The organism is Paenibacillus silagei (genome assembly GCF_017874735.1).
GTDB lineage: Bacteria > Bacillota > Bacilli > Paenibacillales > Paenibacillaceae > Paenibacillus_AQ > Paenibacillus_AQ silagei.
Genome location: NZ_JAGGLV010000010.1, coordinates 128,626 through 148,958, shown reverse-complemented (window position 1 = coordinate 148,958; position 20,333 = coordinate 128,626). Strand labels below are relative to the sequence as shown.

Genomic DNA, 20,333 nt, shown 5'->3' with positions numbered 1-20,333 from the left:
CTTGAATTTCTATTAGTGAACATTTCGCAACGACTTCTCTCTAAAGCGTTTGCCCGGACGGGTTCCCGTTTAATGAATGGGAAGATTTGAACCAGAGGAGGCGACTGACTTGGCGAAGAAGCAGGACAAGCTGTGGCATGCCATGGACAGCCAGCGTACGCTGGAAGCATTGGAGACAAGCAGGGAACAGGGATTGAGCGGCAGCGAGGCAACCGCGCGGCTGAACCGCTATGGAAGGAATGAGCTGCCGGAAGGTAAAAAATCGCCGGCGGCCCTTAAATTTGTGAAGCATTTCAATGATGTGCTGATCTACATTTTGCTAGTTGCTGCCGTCATTATGGCCCTGCTCGGCCATTGGACCGATACCATCGTCATCATTATCGTAGCCATCGTCAACGCGGCCATCGGTTTCGTGCAGGAGCACCGGGCCGAGCAAGCGCTGGAGGGCATCAAGAATATGCTGTCCCCGGAAGCTCAGGTACTGCGGGACAGCAACCCGGCGGCCATCGAAGCGGCAGAGCTGGTGCCGGGCGATATCGTGCTGCTCAATACGGGCGACCGAATCCCGGCAGATCTCAGGCTGCTCAGCAGCAGTAATCTGAAGGTCGAGGAATCGGCGCTGACCGGCGAATCCACCTCTGTGGAGAAGCAGACGGAAGCGCTGGAGGAGGACGCCCCGCTTGGTGACCGGACCAACATGGTTTTCTCGGGCACAACCGTTGCTTCCGGGACAGGAATTGGAGTAGCGGTAGCAACCGGCGGCAAGACGGAGCTCGGGAAAATTAACCAGTCCATCGCCTCCGTGGAGGAGATCCGCACCCCGCTTTTGCAACAGACCGCCCGTTTCGGCAAAATGGTGTCGGTTGTTATCGTAGCCGTCGCCGCCTTGATGTTCGGCTTCGGCTACGGGCTGCGCGACTATGAGACCGGAGAGCTGCTGCTGTCGGTCATCGGACTGGCTGTAGCGGCCATCCCCGAAGGCTTACCGGCCATTCTGTCCATTATATTAGCGATCGGTGTGCAGAATATGGCACGGAGAAAGGCCATCGTCCGCAATCTGCCTTCTGTAGAGACGCTGGGCGCGGTCTCCGTCATCTGCTCCGATAAAACGGGAACGCTGACCAAAAACGAAATGACCGTCACCTCTGTAGTAACGTCCATGCATGAATACGGGGTTACGGGAACCGGATACGCGCCTGAAGGTGAGATTATACGGGATGAAGACAAGGTGGCCGATCCAGAGCAGGACCGGACGCTGAAGCATCTGCTGATATGCGGGGTGACCTGCAACGATTCTGTGCTGACGGAAGAACAAGGGCAGTGGAAGCTTCAAGGCGATCCTACAGAAGGCTGCCTGCTGACGCTTGCGGGCAAGGCCCAATCTGAAGTTACTGAACTGAAGACGCGCTCCAAGCTCCCGTTCGACTCCGAATACAAATACATGGCGGTCCTGACAGAATACGAAGGACGTTCGGTCATTTATATCAAAGGTGCGCCGGACCGTCTGTTTGAAATGGCAGACCGGCAGGCGGAGGACGATGGCGAGACTCCGTTCGATGCTGATTTCTGGAACGGCCAGATGCAGGCCCATGCCCGCAAGGGACAAAGGGTCATCGGACTGGCGATGAAGGAGCTGCCGGAGGACTCCTCCCCTGAGCAGATAGACCATGATGATCTGAAGGAAGGACTGGTGCTGCTGGGGCTGGCAGGGATCGTCGATCCGCCGCGTGATGAAGTCGTGGATGCGATCCGCGAGTGCCAGAACGCCGGGATCGAGGTCAAGATGATTACAGGCGACCATAAAGAGACAGCGATGGCTATCGGTGAACAGCTGGGCATCGGCGACGGCAAGCATTCGATTGAAGGCCGGGAGCTGGACAACCTGTCTGCGGAAGAGTTGAAGGAAGCTGCACAGAAGTATTCCATCTTCGCCCGCACCAGTCCGCAGAACAAGCTCCAGCTGGTCGAAGCGCTTCAGAGCAGCGGCAATATCTGTGCCATGACCGGTGACGGAGTGAATGATGCCCCGGCGCTCAAGCGGGCAGATGTGGGCGTAGCTATGGGCATCAAAGGCACCGAAGTATCCAAGGATGCCTCGGAAATGGTTCTGGCCGACGATAATTTCAGCACCATCGTCAAGGCCGTCAAGGAAGGCCGGCGTGTGTACGACAATTTGAAGAAAACCATTCTGTTCATTCTGCCGACCAACGGTGCAGAAAGCTTCCTGATCATGGCGAGCATCCTGCTGGGCACGATGATTCCGCTGACGCCGATCCAGATTCTGTGGGTCAATATGGTCAGCTCAGTCACGGTCTCCCTGGCACTGGCGTTTGAGCGGATTGAGCCCGGAGCGATGAAGCGGCCCCCGCGCAATCCGGCGGCCCCCCTGCTCAGCGGCTATTATATCTTCCGCATTCTGTTCGTATCCGTATTGCTCGGCGGGGGAACCCTGGCCATGAACATGTCCATGCTCAGCAATGGATATGAACAGGCTGTCGTCAATACAGTGACCATGCAGACCATCGTCCTGGCGCAAATGTTCCATCTCTTCAACTGCCGCACCGAGCTGGGACCGGCAATCCGCAAGGGATTTTTCGACAATAAGGCGGTCTTCGTCGTATCCGGCCTGCTGGTCGTACTCCAGCTGTCCATCACCTATCTGCCGTTCATGAACCGGGTGTTCGGCACAGTGCCGATCGGCCTGCCCTACTGGTCCTTCCCGCTCCTCATGGGAGCCGCGCTGTTCGTAATTATTGAGCTTGAAAAGGCGGTTACGCGCGGAATTATCCGCCGCCGTCATGAGAGTGTAGACGCCAGCGGGAATGGTGACCATTCGGCTGCTGCTTGAGTAGAATAGATACTGTTCTTCCTTTCTATATAGCATCAGTAACAATACTTCTGTAATACCTAATGGTCACCACGGTAAACATCAGATAGATGACGATATATGCAACCATGCTGATGAGGATGGGGGTGAGCATACTTGCGGCGATGAGGACCGAGCCGACGTTAAGCGCAAACGCAGCATGAATTAACCCGATCCCCAGAGGAATTAAATAGACAAAAAGCTGTTTGCGGATGATGCCTTTCATGATGTCGCCGACTTGAAATCCAAGCTGCCGCAGGGTGCGGTAATGGGCTTTCTCTTGTTCAGCCTCGGTCATTTGCTTGAAGTACAGGATACTTCCCGTGGACAATATAAACACAAATCCCAGGAAGCCGGCAATAAAAATGAGCAGCCCGAAGGTCTGGCGCGATCCCTCATAGGCGGATTGGAAGTCCGTGAGATACCGGTCACTGTCCACATTCGACAGGAAGATGTCAGAAGCAGCCCCTGCTTGCTCAGGGTCCAGCACATTAAAGACCTCATAGGTCAGGAATTCTTTGTACTCCTCCTTCTGAATACTATCTCTCATTCGCTCGAACGTATCACCCGAGACCAGCAATTGATCCCCATAGAAAATGTAATTCATCACGTTCGCAAGCTTATACCTGGAGACGGACAGACGGTCTGCTTGATCGCTTGATTCATACAGCACCTCTTGGGGAGAGACAATCTCCCTTCCTTCTATCACCGCCCGTGAACTATAATAGATGCCTTCACCATCCTGGGGATGCTCCAGATCTAACCCAGCCTGCGCCATCTGCTCTGCGGAGAATAGCAAAAACGTGCTGTCCATCTCATCTGCTGTTGAACCCTGATCCACCCATACGCCATGAAACCGGATGGCCTCGACTCGATGGCGGTCGAATGCAATCTGCTCCTCTTCTAACCGGCTGGAGATCTTAGCGGCTTCCTCAGGCATATTCTCCACGGCAAAGTCAAAGGGCATCGACAATCTCACATCGCTCCGCGTGGAATAATATAAGGAATAGGACAGGGACACCATCGTAATTGTCATCGCAGACAACACGGTAATTAAGGTTAGGGAATTGGCGTGACCCTTGATTCTGTGCATTAACGGGGCGACTGACAGGCTGTTATACAAGCCCAGATTTCCGTTCCTCCTGTTCCGGTATACATTGAGAATCCAGCTTATGGTCGTATGGAAAATCAGATAGGTTCCCAGTATCGTACTTGCGAGCACGAGCAACATCAGGAACATCAGTATATCGGTGTTGGTAACAATTAATGTAGACAGATAATAGCCACACCCGATCAACCCTAATCCGGCTATTCCCAACATGCCTGAGATGATGCTTGGACGTTTGACCGGGGAATCCTGCCTATGATTAGCCTGGAACAATTGCAGTAGCGTACTGTGGTATACCGTCCATATGATCTGTACCGAGGTGACCACAATTAAGCAGGTAAACACAGCAAGGGTCTGGAGGGCAGCCGTGCCGGAGAACGTTAAGCCAATCACCGCTTCAAGCCCTAACAGGTTCATGAACAGCAGCTGGAAGAGCCGTGAGAGCAGCGCCCCGACCCCCATGCCAATCAGCAGTGCACCCAGACCCAGCATAGCGTGCTCCAGGATCAACACCCGGGCAACCCAGGCTTTGGATAAGCCGATTAACTGATACAATCCGATCTCTTGACTGCGTCTTCGGATGAAGATGCCCGTAGCGTACATGGTAAACACAATGGTGATTACAATGAGCAATATTCCGGCGACTTGTAAGGTCGTGGAGAAGTCCATACTGGATTTCACCATCGTTACAATCGTCTGATCATTCTGCAGAGTCGAAAAGATAAAATACAAGCTGATGCTGAAAATCATCGCAAAAAAGTAGAGGTAGTACATCTTGAGGTTCTTGCGCATACTGCGAATGACTAATTTCCGTAGAGTCATTGCTGGCTGCCTCCTCCGAGTACGGCCTGCATATCGAGAATGTCCTTGAAGAAGGCTTCCCTCGTCTTGTCACCCTTGTACAATTCCGCGAACACTTTACCATCCTTGAGGAAAATGACACGGCTGCAATAGCTGGAGGCGAGCGGGTCATGTGTAACCATCACAATGGTGACCTGCCGGGTCTGGTTAATCTCATGCAGATTCCCCAGCAAGTTAGAAGCAGCTTTGGAATCAAGAGCCCCGGTAGGCTCATCCGCAAAAACAAGCGAAGGCGAGTTAATTAACGCCCGTGCCGCAGAGGTACGCTGTTTTTGGCCGCCTGAGATTTCAGCAGGGTACTTGCCCGCCAAATCCATAATATCCAGAATCCCGGCAATGGCATTAAACTCCGCCTCGGCCTGACTATTGCTTATACGGGTTAACGACACCGGCAGCAGGATATTCTCTTTGACCGTTAAGGTATCGAGCAGATTGTAATCCTGAAAGATAAAACCCAGGTGCTTACGGCGGATGTCGGAAAGCTGGCTATCCTTCATTTTGGAAATCTCGTATTCTTGTATAAAAATCTGCCCCGCTGTGGCACGGTCAATCGTAGCTAAGGTATTAAGCAGAGTGGTCTTGCCGGAACCTGAAGGCCCCATGATTCCCACGAACTCCCCCTCCAACACCCGCAGGTCGATCCCCTGTAACACCTGCTGGGCATTTCCTTTGGCACCATAAGATTTACGCAAGCCTTCAGCCAATAAAACAGTCTTCGTTGCGCTCTGATGTTTCATCTGAGCCCCTCCCATCCGGTTGTTATATACACAGTGTAAAGGGTTCTACGGCCCCGGGTCGCAAGCTTTAGGTGATAAAAAGAGGCCTAATGTGATATTTTTGTCACCTTGCTTAAAATAAAAAGCAGCCAGGTTGTATATATCCTGACTACTTCATTTATGCCCATTTTACACTAAGGACCGTCTAATGCGTTCAAATGGATTATCACTGGAGAATATCATCCGAACCGATGTACCTTCGCCAATAGCCGAGTCAACTTCCAGCCGGATGTGCAGCTTCTTGCTTATTTCCTTGGCAAGATACAGTCCCATGCCCGTGGCGGAGTGCTGGACTCTCCCGTTCTCTCCGGTAAAACCTCTATCAAATATTCGCGGCAGGTCATGCGCCTGAATGCCGGGCCCTTCATCTGTAATCGTTACGGTGACGAATTCATGCTCATCGGGGGCGATATGAATAGTTACCTTTCCATCCGCCCGGCTGTATTTAATCGCATTCGTTAGGAGCTGTCTCATTACAAATCCGCACCACTTTTTGTCCGTGTATACAGCACACTCTGTGTCCCCCGTCAGATCAATGGATATATTTTTTTCCATACACCAGGTGGCCAGCTCGCGAACCTCTTCCCTGATCAGGTCCTGCACCCGCTGCTTCTCCGGGAGTAAGTCGGAGTCTATGTTAGCCAACCGCGAAATATACAGCTGCCGGTCAATTAACAGGTGCATCCGGAGCCATGGCGCGTCCAGCCTTTGCGCCAGTTCATTCGAACGATGGGCATCCATGATGATCTTCATCGCTGTAAGCGGCGTTTTCACTTCATGCACCCAGGAGGACAGATCATCATGCTCCATCCGCTTGGCAGATTGATACTCACGGTGCCTGTGCTCATCATGCTTATGAATGTTCTGCAGAAGAGTATAGATCATCCCCTCTGGATAACGGCTGCGCGGTTCCGGGATATTCACAAACCAGTCCTCTTCCACCCCGTTAGACAAGCTAAGCAGAGACTTATAATAAGCAGTTTCCTTCTTGTACCTCCAGATCAGGAAACCAGCACAGACCGTTAGGAACAGAACATTCAAATAGAGCAGAGATTGAGGCTCCACACCGATACCATCGTCGAATTGGATCAGAGCGTTGGTAAGCAGCAGCAGCAGACTCATTAAGCCAATCCAGCTTTTTTTATAAATAAGATAAGCGATGAACAACGGATACCTCCCTCCTACAGCGTGACGGCCATATAGCCAAGACCTTTTTTGGTGACAATCCCTTCAGCTAATTGGAGAGCAGCAAGCTGTTGCCGTAACCTGGTGATGTTGGCAGTGAGCGTATTGTCATTCACATATTGATCATCGTCCCACAGCTTCTTCATCAGTTCATGACGGGAGACGATCTTATGATTAGACCGGACTAACGCCGCCAGAATCAGCAATTCATTTCTCGTCAGGCTAATGGTCTTCCCATCCTTATAAATTTCGCCGCTGTGTACATCAATCAGTGCCTGATTCCACTCCATCATATCCGGGGATACCTCTTCATACGTATACGTGCGGCGCAGTACCGCCTGAACCTTGGCAAGCAGGACATCCATATGAAAAGGCTTCTGGACGTAATCGTCCGCCCCTAGGTTCATCGCCATGATCATATCCGTTGGATGATCTCTGGAGGACAGAAAAATAATCGGAACCTTGGACACGGCCCGGATCTCCCTGCACCAATGAAAGCCATCGAATTTGGGAAGCTGGATATCTATAATCACCAGATGCGGCCGATGCTCAGCAAAGGCTTCCATCACCCCAGCAAAATCACTGGGGCTGCTTACTTCATAGGACCACTGGCTTAAGCTTTCTCGAAGCGCTTCCAGAAGCAGAGCGTCATCCTCAATAATAAAGATGTTCCTATTCATGATTCGCAGCCCTTTCTGTCAGTATACTTAGCAGGCCATTCTATACGCCCGTCAGCTAATGGTACCATTTTGGCAAGGATTGCAACAACAAGGTTAAGGAATTATGATGGATATCAGCATGGTAAGTGCCCGGGAGGTAGTTAAATGTCAAAAACAATATTAGTTGTCGACGATGATGAAGAAATCGTAAAACTCATCACCAAGACGCTAAGGTACGAGCAATTCGCTGTAATTACGGCAAGCTCCGGGAGAGAAGCCCTATCTGCGGTGGAGGATCACCCTATTGATTTCATTGTTCTCGATGTCGTCATGCCAGATATGAGCGGACTGGATGTCTGCAGAACGATCCGGTCGTCTTATAATGTTCCGATTATGTTGTTAAGCGCACGGGATCAGGACATTGATAAAATTGTCGGTCTCGAAATCGGCGCGGATGATTACATGACCAAGCCGTTCAGTATTCAGGAGCTGGCCTCCAGGATCAAGGCTCATTTCCGCAAAGTGGACAGGCTGCACAAAGAGTGGGGCGAGCTTAGTCCTGCCAAAGACAAGGCCGATGCTCCGCTTATTTTGAATGACAAAACGTATGAAGCCTTCCTCTACAGCCGGAAACTCGACTTATCCGCGAAGGAATTTCAAATTCTGTCTGTCCTGATGCGTCACCCCAACCAGGTACTGAGCCGGGAGCAGATCTATGAGAACGTCTGGGGAGATGAATACGGAGAGATCAATACCGTAACGGTTCATATCAAGAATATCCGCAAGAAGCTGGGTCCTGAGCAACACTTCATCAAAACCATTTGGGGCATAGGCTATAAATACACGGAAAGAGAGCAATAGGATGAAACTGAAAATCAAGCTTCCCCTGTTATTCCTGCTGATGCTGCTGATTCTGATGTTCTCGATTGGTTTGTATTTAAAGTTTATCTTTGCCGTATATTCCCCCATACGTACCACTTTGCTGGACTCACCATATGTAGTATTACTGCTGCCCATCTTCGTCATCGCCGGCTGCATATTTTCCATTCTGATCATCTATATTCACTTCCGCATCGAGCAGCCCATCCGGCGTCTGAATGCCCGGCTGGAGGAAGTCAATGTGGTCCGTCCCCTGCCTCCGCTGGCTTTGAAGCGTAAGGACGAGATCGGAGAGCTATATAATCACTTCAATAAGATGGAGCATCGGCTTCAGCTCGCCCACAGAGAACAGACCGATATGCTTGCCGCCATCGCCCACGATTTGAAGACACCCCTGACCTCGATTAACGGCTTCACTGAACTGCTGGCTACACACCAGAACTTACCCGAAGCTGAGAAGCAGGAATATTATGAATTAATTCAGCGGAAGTCCGCCTATATGGTGGAGCTCCTCAATGATTTCTCCAGCTTCACCAAAGAAAAATCGGAGCTTGAATCCATGACCGCCAAGCCTGTAAAGGCGACAGAACTATTCGCAGACATTGCTTTTGAATATGAGTATGAGCTGGCGGGACTTGATATTGAACTGGTTTGCCGCCATTCCTTCACGGACAGCATATGGCTGACGGTGAATGAACCGATGCTCCGCCGGGTGTTCGGCAACCTGTTCAGCAATGCCGTTAGATATGGCGGGAAGCCGGATCTGAAGGTGTATATGACCGGATATCTGCGGGAGCATCATGCCTATTTTCAAATAGAAGATAATGGAATTGGCGTACCGGATCAGGACATGTCTTCACTGTTCCTCAAATTCTTCACGGTGGATCCGTCGCGGCAGATCCGCAAGGGCGGACTCGGGCTGGGGCTGGCCAGCTGTAAGTCGATAATTGAGCATCATGGAGGCGAGATTACGGCCTTCTCCTCGGAGTATGGCGGTCTGGGGATCCGATTCAGTCTGCCTTTATAGTTTTTTATATTCTCTTCAGATCTGTTTATTTTTCCTTTAATGAAGCTTCATGTTTGGATGTGACAATAGGTTGTAGCAGGATACAACAATCACTGGAACCAAGCAGGAGGTCGGAGGAAGAATGAGTATTCTATCCAAGAAAAGAATCGGCAGCACGCCCGCGATACAAATTGACGGAGTGTACAAAAGGTTTGGCGACTATACCATATTAAACAATCTTTCGCTGGAGGTCACCCGGGGTGAGATCTTCGGATTCCTGGGACTGAACGGCGCCGGGAAGACAACGACGATCAAGATGCTGCTGGCGATGATCAAGCCTAACTCGGGCTCGCTCTATATGTTAGGTGAGAAGGTCGACGCCGGAAACTCTAAATTATGGAGCAAAGTCGGGTATTTGGAGGAGGCGACCTTTTATCCGGATCTGACTGTAACGGAGAATCTGGAGATCGCAAGACGTATGCAAGGAGTCCCGGACAAGGATGCCGTATCTCAGGTGATCTATAAGCTGGGGCTGGAGCCGCACAAAAAGAAAAAAGCAAAGCATCTCTCCCTCGGGAACAAGCAGCGCCTGGGACTGGCCAAAGCGATGATTCACAACCCGGAGATTCTGATCCTGGACGAGCCGATCAACGGTCTTGATCCCGCAGGCGTAGCAGAGATACGGAATATGTTATATAATCTGGCGCACAATTTCGGCATCACGGTGTTTATATCCAGCCATCTGTTAGAGGAGCTCTCGAAGGTGTCCACACGGATTGGGATTATTCATGGCGGTCAGCTGGTGCAAGAGGTCGCAATGGATAAGCTGGAGCAGTCCTTGGAGAAAAGCCTGGTCGTGAACGGCCGGAACAAGCCTGCCTTAAAGAAGGTGCTGGAGGCGAATGGCTATGACTTTGTGGATACGGCGGACGGCGCTGTTAAACTAACCAACGAACATGCGGCAGATCATCCGGAACGGCTGGCCGAACTGCTCGTGCAAAGCAATCAGCCGCCAACGTCACTTCGGGTGGTTACAGAGGATCTGGAAGGCTATTTTCTCCGCACCATCGGGGTTAACAGGGGGATTAAATAATGAATATTCTATCGGTGTTACATTGTGAGCTTCGCAAGATTATCCGCTCGAATGTGTTCTGGATTATGTTCCTCGTTCTAGGCTTCGGGCCCATCATGATGGGCGTCGGAAATGTATTATCCAGTGAAGCCGGCGGTGTTACCTGGGAAACGTATTTAAACGGATTGCTGGAGACGCTTGCCCCGCTGGGACTGATCGGCTACACCTTTGTGGCGGCATGGGTATTCGGACGGGAATTTTCGGACCGGACCATCAAGGATTTACTGGCCAAGCCCATTTCCCGGGCGAAAATTGTATTGTCCAAGTTTCTGGTCATTTTAGCATGGTGCCTGCTGCTGTCCATCTATATGTTTGCCGTAGGTCTTGCCGTAGGAGCTATCCTCGGTGTTGCAGGCGGGTCCGCCGCTTTCATTTGGAGCTTGTTCCTTAAGTTCCTCATTACCTCGCTGCTATTCATTTTGGTGACTGCGCCAAGCATTCTGTTGGCTAATGTGACCAAGGGCTATCTGGCTCCCCTGGGGCTCATCCTGATCATCGTCATTCTGTCCAATGTGCTCAGCTCCTTCGGATTTGCACCCTATTTCCCATGGACCATCCCGTCGGTATTTCTAAGCACCGGTTCGCTGCAGCTGAGCAGTATCATCATTGTTGCGTATACCGGGATTATCGGAATCGCCGGAACCTTCGCCTGGTGGAGATATGCGGAGCAGCCATAAGCGGACCGGATCGTCTCAAATCATACGAAGAAAAGAGCTGTTCCCAAAGCCATGAAATGGCTGCTTGGGACAGCTTTTTTATTGCGGAGCAGGATCAACGTAAGCACTTAGATGGACGCTACGCAAACGGACCGTTTTTTAAGCGGGAAATAATCACTCTTCATCACCTACAATGCTTTTCACCGCCTCCTGCTCACGGAAGGCCGAAGGGGTCAGCCCGTACTTTTTCTTGAACAGGGTGGAGAAGTAAGTGATGTTGTAGATCCCGACCGCTTCACTGATCTTAGCCGCCGTGTCAGGAGTTGCAGCAAGCAGCTCCTTCGCTTTGTCCAGCCGGGTGTTGTTCAGGTATTCACTGAAGGATTGCCCGGTCGCTCCTTTGAACAGCTTGCCCAGATAGCTGGGGGAGAGTCCGGCGATTTTGGACACCAGATCAAGGGAGATGTTAGGCTCAGCATAGTGCTCATGGACATAATTCTGCACTTTTTCAATGAGACTATTATGCTTCTTGGCATTCATCCAGTGGTTCTTGTCTTCAATTAATTTGCAGATGGTGGAGCAATAGCGGTTAAACAGGTTACGGATCTCCGTCAAATCCTCAGCGCCTTCAATTTCGGTTACCGCCTGCAGATAGTCATTGAAATTAGAATCCGGCACATGCTGCAAATAATCAAAAGCTTTAAGCAAAGACAACATGAGCTGCGTGCTGAAGGTGATGATCTGATGCACAGATCCGCCGGATATAGTATCGATAAATTCTTCGATGGCGCTAGCAATAGGCTCCGGTTTGCCCTGCTGCACGGCCTCAATTAGCTTCTTCTCGCAGGCGGCGGGATAGCTTAAGGCCGTTAACACATGGTGCCGTGTCGCTGCCGCGTCCAGAATCGCTTCTTTCCCATAGATTAAGCGGTATTTCACATACTGCTGGGCTGATGTATACGAGGACGGAATATTCCCCTTGCCAAAGGATACATCTCCTACACCTATCGATACAGTCACCTTGAAGTAACGGCTCAGGAAGCTCTGAACATTACGCAAGGCAGGCACCAGTTCCTCCGGAAGCTGATTTTTCGTGTATTGAAGGATGGCGGCAGCTTCGTTTCCTCCCATAATAAGAACATCGCAGGGGCCGATATGCTCCAACAGCTCTTTGGCGATATTCCCAAGTGCGAAGCGCAGCAAAGACTGCTGTTTCCCCTCTACCCTCTCCCCTGCAGGCTCAAGCTCATTAATCTTGAACACCAGCACGCCGAAGAACGGCCCTGCAACCTCTTCGCCAATCTCCTTAATCATCTCGCTTGAGACCGAGTCCTCCAGGGATTGACCACGCAGCAAGGCATGAAGATAATGCTCACGGACCGTCCGGGAGGAATGGCTGATAACGAACTGCATCGATTTCTCACGTTCATGATAGGAGTGGAACACCTCGGTCACCATCTTGTATTCATCAATCAGCGCCAGGCCTGATGCGGGTTTGACTGGGCTCGGCATGACCTTCTCCAGCAGCGCCGATAAGGGCTTATTCATGTTCGAGGTCAACAGGATAGAGATCAACAGACCTGCAAGTACAATACCGGCTGTGACCAACAGCGTAATCCCCCGGAGCTGGTCAATGTCAGTGATGAGCTCAGAATACGGTGAAACGCTTACAAAATACCAGTCCAGTTCCTCTGATTTCACATAAGTGACCAGATTCATTTCGTTTGCGATCGTTGTGGTGAAGCTGTTCTCCGGTTGGTTCTCTATTAATATGGTCCGTACATACTCCTCCCCGGATAAGTCATCCAGGAACAGATTGGAATCGGTATGAGACAGCACTTTACCTTCATTATTGATCACGAAGACATTCTTGGCCGCGTCCGCTTTGCCGATCTTGCGGATCGTCGTCAGAATCGACTGTTCCTCCACATTGATATAGATCAGCGGACTGCCTCCGGTCTGGTATGCGAAATTCGGATACAGCAAGAAGGTCAGGAACTGTAACGGCCTGCCGTTATTCCGGCCCGCAACCTTCAGGCTGCGCGGATTGAACTCCATATACTGTTTCGCACTGAGCGCGGTGAGCGATGCGTCGAACGGAAGTCCGGCGGTATCGATGGTCGTGCCTGTAGAAGGCCGGTGGATTCCGATGCTGTGAATATACGGGTTCAGATTGGCAATCTGTTCGATTTGCTGATGAATATGGTAATTGCTCACCTTATTCTCCACCGTCTCATCCAGAAAAGACAGGATCTCCGGTTGAATCAGCAATGTATTCCCGATCGTCATAACCTGATTATAGACGACATCCGAGGCATAAGTGATCTGGGATAACATGGCCCGGGAATTGCGTTCGATCTCCTTGATGGCGCTTCGGGAGAACAAGGAGAAGAGTACACTGGACAGCAGGCTTACAGTTAACAAGACGAGCAGGAAATATGAAATGGTGAGTTTTTGAAAGGCCTTGTATCGAACAAGCCGCTTGATGGTTGCCCGCATGCTGTATTCCTCCCCTGCTGCTCGGTATCATTTCTAAATATAGTACATTTCCGGCTGAAACGGTACTGAATCAGGCGAAAATGAAAGCCATTCCGTTTTTTTGAAAGCCTCGTGAGCGAATTTGAAAGCGTTTGCTAACTTTTAAAATAGACTCTTACTGCGGCTATAGCTAAGCTGAAATCAAGGCAACAGTCATCTACAACAAACAAATAGGGGGGAACAGGAATTGAAGAAAAAACGGCGTCCAAGGCTCGGCATACTGTCAGACATCCGCAGGAATGGCACATCCTATTTGTTGGTTTTGCCGGCCATGGCATACACGTTTATTTTCGGCTATATGACCTATCCTTATATGGTTATTGCTTTTCAGCGCTTCAATTATACAAAAGGAATTTTCCATAGCGAATGGGTCGGCTTCAAAAACTTTGAGTTTTTCTTCCGTTCCAATAAAGCGCTTACAGTTACCTTTAATACCATTTACCTTAATTTACTGTTTATTGTTTTCGGTACGCTGATGGCGCTGGCCATTGCACTGGTGCTGAACGAGCTGCGCAAGAAGCTGTTTGTGAAGATCAGCCAGTCGCTGATGTTATTCCCGAACTTCATCTCATGGATCGTCATCAGCTATGTGCTGTATGCACTGTTCTCCATGGATATGGGCGTAATCAATAGAATCCTGAACCAATTCGGAATGACCTCCGTGAACTGGTATACCGAAGCCCAGTCCTGGCCGGCGATTCTAACCATTATGCATGTCTGGAAGGGCGCCGGCATGAGTGCCATCATCTACCTGGCGACCATTACCGGCATCGACGAGACGTTGTATGAAGCAGCAGAAATTGACGGGGCGAACCGCCTGCAGATGTGCTTCCGGATCACACTTCCGCTAATGATGCCAACGGTTATTATTCTGACGATGCTCTCAGTCGGCAAAATTATGTATGGTGATTTCGGGATGATCTATGCGCTCATCGGGGACAACGGCACCCTGTATTCAACTACGGATATTATCGATACGTATGTATTCCGCTCCTTGCGCCAGATCGGCGACCCTTCCGAAGCCATGGCCGTGGGACTGTTCCAGTCGGTTATCGGATTCATCCTTGTCTTTGGTACCAATGCCATTACCCGTAAGTACTTCAAAGACGGTGCATTATATTAAATCCGGGAAGGAGGAGTATTAATGAAAAGAATTTCAATCAGCAGGACGGTCATGTACACGCTGACTGCGGTCTATTCGGCACTATGCCTGCTTCCGATGCTGCTCGTGCTGATGATCTCGATCACGGATGAGGATGCTATTCTTAAGAACGGCTACAGCCTGTTTCCGGAGAAATTCTCACTGTATGCCTATAAGCTGATCTTCACGAGCGGCTCCCAGGTCATTCAGAGCTACGGCATTTCTATCTTCGTCACCCTCGTCGGTACGACGCTGGCCCTGCTGATTACTTCTATGGCAGGCTATACCCTGGCGAACAAAAATGTGAGGTACCGCAATCTGCTGGCCCTTTACTTTTTCATTACCATGATTTTCTCAGCCGGTATTGTGCCCTGGTATCTGATGAACCGTGCGCTCGGATTAACCGATAATATTCTCGCCCTGATTATTCCGTCGCTGCTGTTCAGCCCGTTCAACCTCTTCCTGGTGCGCAATTTCATGAACGGCATTCCTGACTCGCTGCGGGAATCGGCCACCATCGACGGAGCCAGTGATATTGTCATTGCCTTTAAGATTTATCTTCCGTTATGTAAACCGGTACTGGCGACGATTGCCCTCTTCTATGGACTGGATTATTGGAACAACTGGTGGAATGCGATCATGCTGATTGACACGAAAGACCTGTACCCGCTGCAATTCATGCTTCTGCAGATGCAATCGGAGATCAGTATGCTGAACGATATGGCCATGCTGGCCGGAACAAGCGACGTTACGCTTCCTTCGGAGTCGGTCAAGATGGCGACAGCCATCGTAACCATCGGGCCGATCGTCTTCCTGTATCCTTACTTACAGAAGTACTTCGTGAAAGGGCTCGTGATCGGTTCGGTGAAAGGCTGATGTCATCCCTTAGGGGTTAACATATAGAAGACAACATAAGAGGAGGTCCGTATTATTCATGAGAAAATCCTATGCAACCCTGTTAGCCGTGGTGCTTGCCCTGTCCACCCTGGTTGGGTGCGGCAAGGCCGATAATGCCAGCCCTGGCGCAAATGGAGAAAGCAATGCTTCATCCCCGAATGCAGAGAATGCTAATGCCTCTGAGGTCGTCAAAATCAAATACGTGGTTCCCGGCACCGAGCCCAAGGATTACCAAAAGGTGTTCCAGAAGGTCAATGAAAAGCTGGCTGCAGACGGTGTCGGCGTTGCGGTAGAGAAAATCTTCATCCCCTGGGATGCTTGGGACCAGAAGCTGAACCTAATGCTGTCCACCGGCGAAGATTTCGATCTGTTCCATGTCATGCAGGACCGTACTCCGTTCTCTAACTACTATACCCGGGGAGCACTGGCAGATATCTCAGAGGAAATTGAGAAGTATGGCGCTAACCTGAAAAAGAATATCCCGGAGGACATCTTTAGCGGCGCTACCATCGGCGGGAAATATTATATCGTCCCCTCCTACTGGGTTGAAATGGCCAGTGAAGGCCAGTTCAATATCCGCCGCGACATTCTCCGCGAGAACCATTTGCAGGAGCCGGCAACTCCGGCTGAGCTGATCAGCGCCTGGGAGACGGTGATGAAGAACTGGAAGGGAAAGAACAAGCCTTACTTAGGCACCCGGGCCGATTTTGACCCGATCAATCTGCATACCTCCATCCTGCACCGGACCTACGACACCTTCCCGTTCACGGTTAAAGATAAGTTCTTCTACGTCAACCAGAACGGAGAGGTCAAATCCTGGATTGAAACGGACGAATTCAAGAAGGATGCCGCCTTCATGTACGAGCTGTACACCAAGGGAATTACGAATCCTGACATTCTGGTCATGAAGCAGGAACAGGTAGATGCCCAGCTCGACAGTGGGGAGTGGTTCGTACGCCTGGGAACGGGCGGAAGCCTGAATGGGCTCCAGAAGTACAACCCGGATGCTACAGTGGACGATATCGGAGTGGTGTGGTTTAACCCGGAGAAAGAGTATCTGCGTCCCCTCTCCTTCAAGAACGGAAATGCCGTACCGGCGAACAGCAAGCATCCGGAGGCGGCCGTTAAATTTATGGATTGGATGCTGGCCAGTCAGGATAATTACGACCTGGTTCAATATGGCATTGAGGGTGAGCACTACACCAAAGATGGCGACAAGGGCCTGAAGCCGATCAGAGACCCGAACAACAATAATAATCCAAGATACAGAGGCTCTGATTCCCAGAACGGCAATGTGAACTTTATGCGCTTCGACCCGGAGAGCAGTATTCCTGAGAATAACAAGGTCTTATTCGAGCCTAATCCTAGTGCGGTCAATAGTATTGCAGCCAACTTTATTTTTGACCCGACGAATGTAAGAACCGAATATACCAATATCCTCTCGGAAGCTTCAGCCAGCATTACTCCAATCTATATGGGGGTGCTGGACTATGACAAGGCCTTCACCGAAGCATTGGATAAAATGAAGAAGGCAGGTCTGGACAAGGTCGTTGCCGAATACCAAAAGCAGTTCAAGGAATATCAAGCCTCTCAGCAATAAAACGAGCTGCAACACCAAAGGAGCGGAGAAATCGTGAGCCTGCATCAGCAAAAACAACAATTTGAAGCAACAAAAACCATCTATGAGAGCGCAACTCTGGTATTTAAGAACGTGGACGGATTCGATGTCTATAATATTTCGATTCCTTTTGAACGGGATGGCAAGCGTTACTTGTTCGGCCGGGTAGAACGCCGGGAGGAATGGGCCCGCTCCTGGGTCCGTCTGTTCGAGGAAACAGGCCAGGATGAGTGGACCCTGGTGGAGAACAGCATGATCTACACACTGGAGGACCCGTATATCACTGAAATAGGTGATGAGCTCGTACTGGGTGGAACGCATGTGCAATATGAAAGAGGCAAATACAGCACGTATTTCGGTTATTTTTACCGGGGGACGGATCTGCACGACCTGTACTACTTCACCACTGGTCCTAACAAAATGAAGGATATCCGCCTCGTAGCTTTGGCGGACGGCAGAATCGGCGTCTTCTCGCGTCCGCGGGGCCATGAGGTGAAGGGCCAATATGGCAGCGAATCCATGATCGGCTTCACGGTGATTGACAAGCTGGAGGATTTGACTGCTGAAGTCATTGAGAATGCCCCGTACATTCATGGTATCTTCGGTGCAGGCGAATGGGGCGGCGTCAATCAGGCTTACCTGCTGAGCAGCGGCAAGATCGGGATTGTCGGCCATATTTGTTATTCGCACAAGGATGAGAACGGACAGGAAATCAAGGTCTATCTGAACATGTCCTTCATCTTCGATCCTGTGACCCGGGAATCCCATGACCTTCATCTGATCGGAAGCCGCTCCTGCTACCCGCCCGGACCTGCCAAAGCTCCGTATTTGACTGACTGCGTTTTCTCTTCGGGGATCGTGATGCGCCAGGACGGCAAGGCCGATCTGTACAGCGGCGTTGGCGACTGCCAGGCCGGGCGGATTGCGATTGACTATCCGTTCGCAGCTTACGGAAGTATTGTCTAAATAATTGAACTAAAAATTCAAGTTAAAGAATAAGTGGCGGAGGGGAATTTTGGAACTGGAGGAGCGGTAGCGTTCGCCTTTGTCTCCGAATTTCAACCGTTAAAAACGGTATAAAATCATGAAATCTGGAGACAACAGCGGCCGGAAGTCCAAAACTTCTCTGGAGTCACGGCTAATTCCAAAACATAAAAAAATTTAGTTCAATATATAGCAAGCAATTCAACACCCAAGGAGGATATTCAAACGATGAATCAGGCAAACACACCCGTCATAGGAGCTTTGGCATCCAGCCCTCTCATCCGCCGCCATCCGGCCAACCCTGTGCTGGATGCAGCGCGGGTCCCTTACCCCACCGCACTTGTGTTCAACGCGGGAGTGGTTAAGTTTGGCGGCCGGTATGTGATGGTATTCCGCAATGACTACGGCTCCCTGGAGAAGCAGACCCTGGAGCCGTCTCATACAACAGATCTCGGTATCGCGTTCAGTGAGGACGGAATTCACTGGACGGCCGGGCCTAAGCCAGTGTTCAAGCTAAACGATGAGGAGTTTGTGCGCGGATACGATCCGCGGCTGACAGTGATCGATGGCCGCTGCTACATGTGCTTCGCTGTAGATACGCGACATGGCATCCGGGGCGGGATCGCAGTCACGGATGACTTCGAATCCTTTGAAATATTAAGCCTGTCTACGCCGGACCTGCGGAATATGGTGCTGTTCCCGGAGAAGATCAACGGCAACTATGTGCGGCTGGAACGGCCGTTCACCGTATACAGCCGCGGAGGCAAGGACCGGTTCGACACCTGGATCGCAGAGTCGCCGGATCTGATCTATTGGGGACGTTCCGATCTGTTGCTGGCGGTGGAGCAGGTCCCGTTCGCCAATGACAAGATCGGTCCGGCAGCACCGCCCGTGAAGACAGATAAGGGCTGGCTGACCACCTTCCATGCGGTGGATGTTGATCCCGCCAGAGGGAAGAACGGCTGGGAGCCGTCCTGGAAGAAGCGGTATACGGCAGGCATTATGCTGCTTGACCTGGAGAATCCGAAGAAAATTCTCGGGATGAGCGCTTCGCCGCTGCTCGCCCCTGAAGCTCCCTACGAAATCGACGGAGGCTTCCGTAATGATGTCATCTTCCCCGGCGGCATGATCCTGGAGGACGACGGCGAAGTCAAAATCTATTACGGCGCCGCCGACACTGTGGAATGCCTGGCCACCGCGCATGTCGATGATTTGATCAGGCTTTGTTTGGGACAGTAAAACTGGCATCTTAACTAACAGAAGCGGGTATCATCCATCAATGAGGATGATACCCGTTTTTTCAAACTATGCTTCAACCGTTTGCGGTAACGTTCTTTCATACTCCTTGTATAACACATAACGCTGGACCCCTCTTGAAGCCTCCACCGCTTCCCGCGCATACCTGACCGCGAGCTCACTGTTGCCCGCTTTGCGTTCAATTCCTGCAAGCACCGCTGATCTCATCCATGGCTTTCGGATTGACTTCAAGTGTTCCCGCGCCTGTATACTTTTCCCTTCCTCCAGCAAAAGGGCCGCTTCATAGTACGCCCGGTAATCGGGATAGCGGATATACGGCACGGCTTCCTGAATAGCAGCCATATCTTTGCGGTACCATCCGTAAGCCGCCTTATACGTTGCCTGTACCGCTACCCTTTTATGCTTGCTCATCAGCTGCTCCATAACAGTTCCCGCTTCATCCTCAAGCCGGTTCGCAAGAACATACTGAATATACAGCGCAGGATTGTTTGTCTGGCTGCGCAAAAAAGACTCCACGCGGTCCACACGCTTTTCCAAAACTGCCGGATAATAGAATTGGATTGTAAAAACAATGAGAGTAGCCACCACAGCGCCCACTACGATCAGGATTGGTGAATAGTCATTGAATAATGTGAATAAGACAAACACGAACAGCATGAAACAAACCGTAATGCTCCATCGATAGCGTTTCATTCTAAATCTCCTTTGAGTGTCATCCTATACAAGCAAAAATTCCATTTAAAATATTGTAGCACATTCCATAATCTATC

General features: G+C 50.7%; 16 protein-coding genes. 10 read left to right on the top strand and 6 right to left on the bottom strand.

Going from position 1 to position 20,333, the window contains the following annotated elements:
• The first annotated feature begins 109 nt into the window (after nt 1-109).
• Nucleotides 110-2,848, top strand: a complete 2,739-nt coding sequence (locus J2Z70_RS16535) for a cation-transporting P-type ATPase (RefSeq protein WP_425355116.1) — start codon at nt 110-112, stop codon at nt 2,846-2,848.
• Between the two features lie 25 nt (nt 2,849-2,873).
• On the opposite strand, the gene J2Z70_RS16530 is transcribed toward J2Z70_RS16535, so the two are convergent.
• From J2Z70_RS16530 to J2Z70_RS16515, 4 genes are all read right to left on the bottom strand, one after another.
• Nucleotides 2,874-4,796, bottom strand: a complete 1,923-nt coding sequence (locus tag J2Z70_RS16530) for an FtsX-like permease family protein (RefSeq protein ID WP_209874987.1) — start codon at nt 4,794-4,796, stop codon at nt 2,874-2,876.
• On the bottom strand, nt 4,793-5,572 hold the full coding sequence (locus J2Z70_RS16525) for an ABC transporter ATP-binding protein (RefSeq protein ID WP_209874985.1): 780 nt from the start codon (nt 5,570-5,572) through the stop codon (nt 4,793-4,795). Before J2Z70_RS16525 ends, J2Z70_RS16530 begins: the two co-directional genes overlap by 4 nt.
• A gap of 168 nt (nt 5,573-5,740) precedes the next feature.
• Nucleotides 5,741-6,778: a sensor histidine kinase gene (locus J2Z70_RS16520; RefSeq protein WP_209874982.1), complete on the bottom strand. Its 1,038-nt coding sequence runs from the start codon at nt 6,776-6,778 to the stop codon at nt 5,741-5,743.
• 14 nt (nt 6,779-6,792) lie between these two features.
• Nucleotides 6,793-7,476 carry a response regulator transcription factor gene (locus tag J2Z70_RS16515; protein WP_036723891.1) on the bottom strand — a complete coding sequence of 228 codons (684 nt, stop codon included), beginning with the start codon at nt 7,474-7,476 and terminating at the stop codon, nt 6,793-6,795.
• Between the two features lie 144 nt (nt 7,477-7,620).
• Between J2Z70_RS16515 and J2Z70_RS16510 the strand changes: the two genes are divergently transcribed.
• From J2Z70_RS16510 to J2Z70_RS16495, 4 genes are all read left to right on the top strand, one after another.
• A complete protein-coding gene (locus tag J2Z70_RS16510; protein ID WP_209874980.1) occupies nt 7,621-8,316 on the top strand; it encodes a response regulator transcription factor in 696 nt (231 codons plus the stop codon).
• Between the two features lies 1 nt (nt 8,317).
• A complete protein-coding gene (locus J2Z70_RS16505; RefSeq protein WP_209874978.1) occupies nt 8,318-9,361 on the top strand; it encodes a HAMP domain-containing sensor histidine kinase in 1,044 nt (347 codons plus the stop codon).
• Nucleotides 9,362-9,482: 121 nt separating this feature from the next.
• On the top strand, nt 9,483-10,433 hold the full coding sequence (locus tag J2Z70_RS16500) for an ABC transporter ATP-binding protein (protein ID WP_209874976.1): 951 nt from the start codon (nt 9,483-9,485) through the stop codon (nt 10,431-10,433).
• A complete protein-coding gene (locus J2Z70_RS16495; RefSeq protein WP_209874974.1) occupies nt 10,433-11,149 on the top strand; it encodes an ABC transporter permease in 717 nt (238 codons plus the stop codon). The genes J2Z70_RS16500 and J2Z70_RS16495 overlap by 1 nt, the downstream gene beginning before the upstream one ends.
• Before the next feature lie 153 nt (nt 11,150-11,302).
• On the opposite strand, the gene J2Z70_RS16490 is transcribed toward J2Z70_RS16495, so the two are convergent.
• Complete coding sequence (locus J2Z70_RS16490; RefSeq protein WP_209874972.1) at nt 11,303-13,627, bottom strand: helix-turn-helix domain-containing protein; 2,325 nt, start codon at nt 13,625-13,627, stop codon at nt 11,303-11,305.
• 226 nt (nt 13,628-13,853) lie between these two features.
• Between J2Z70_RS16490 and J2Z70_RS16485 the strand changes: the two genes are divergently transcribed.
• From J2Z70_RS16485 to J2Z70_RS16465, 5 genes are all read left to right on the top strand, one after another.
• Nucleotides 13,854-14,789 (top strand): ABC transporter permease, encoded by a 936-nt coding sequence (locus tag J2Z70_RS16485; RefSeq protein ID WP_209874969.1) that lies wholly within the window; start codon nt 13,854-13,856, stop codon nt 14,787-14,789.
• Nucleotides 14,790-14,810: 21 nt separating this feature from the next.
• Nucleotides 14,811-15,683: a carbohydrate ABC transporter permease gene (locus J2Z70_RS16480; protein ID WP_209874966.1), complete on the top strand. Its 873-nt coding sequence runs from the start codon at nt 14,811-14,813 to the stop codon at nt 15,681-15,683.
• 58 nt (nt 15,684-15,741) lie between these two features.
• Entirely contained in the window at nt 15,742-17,304 is a 1,563-nt protein-coding gene (locus J2Z70_RS16475; RefSeq protein WP_209874963.1) for an extracellular solute-binding protein, read from the top strand.
• A 33-nt stretch (nt 17,305-17,337) separates the two neighbouring features.
• Entirely contained in the window at nt 17,338-18,288 is a 951-nt protein-coding gene (locus tag J2Z70_RS16470) for an MTP-1 family protein (RefSeq protein ID WP_209874959.1), read from the top strand.
• A gap of 246 nt (nt 18,289-18,534) precedes the next feature.
• Entirely contained in the window at nt 18,535-19,545 is a 1,011-nt protein-coding gene (locus J2Z70_RS16465; protein WP_209874956.1) for a glycoside hydrolase family 130 protein, read from the top strand.
• A gap of 66 nt (nt 19,546-19,611) precedes the next feature.
• On the opposite strand, the gene J2Z70_RS16460 is transcribed toward J2Z70_RS16465, so the two are convergent.
• Complete coding sequence (locus J2Z70_RS16460; RefSeq protein WP_209874954.1) at nt 19,612-20,256, bottom strand: hypothetical protein; 645 nt, start codon at nt 20,254-20,256, stop codon at nt 19,612-19,614.
• Nucleotides 20,257-20,333 lie beyond the last annotated feature (77 nt).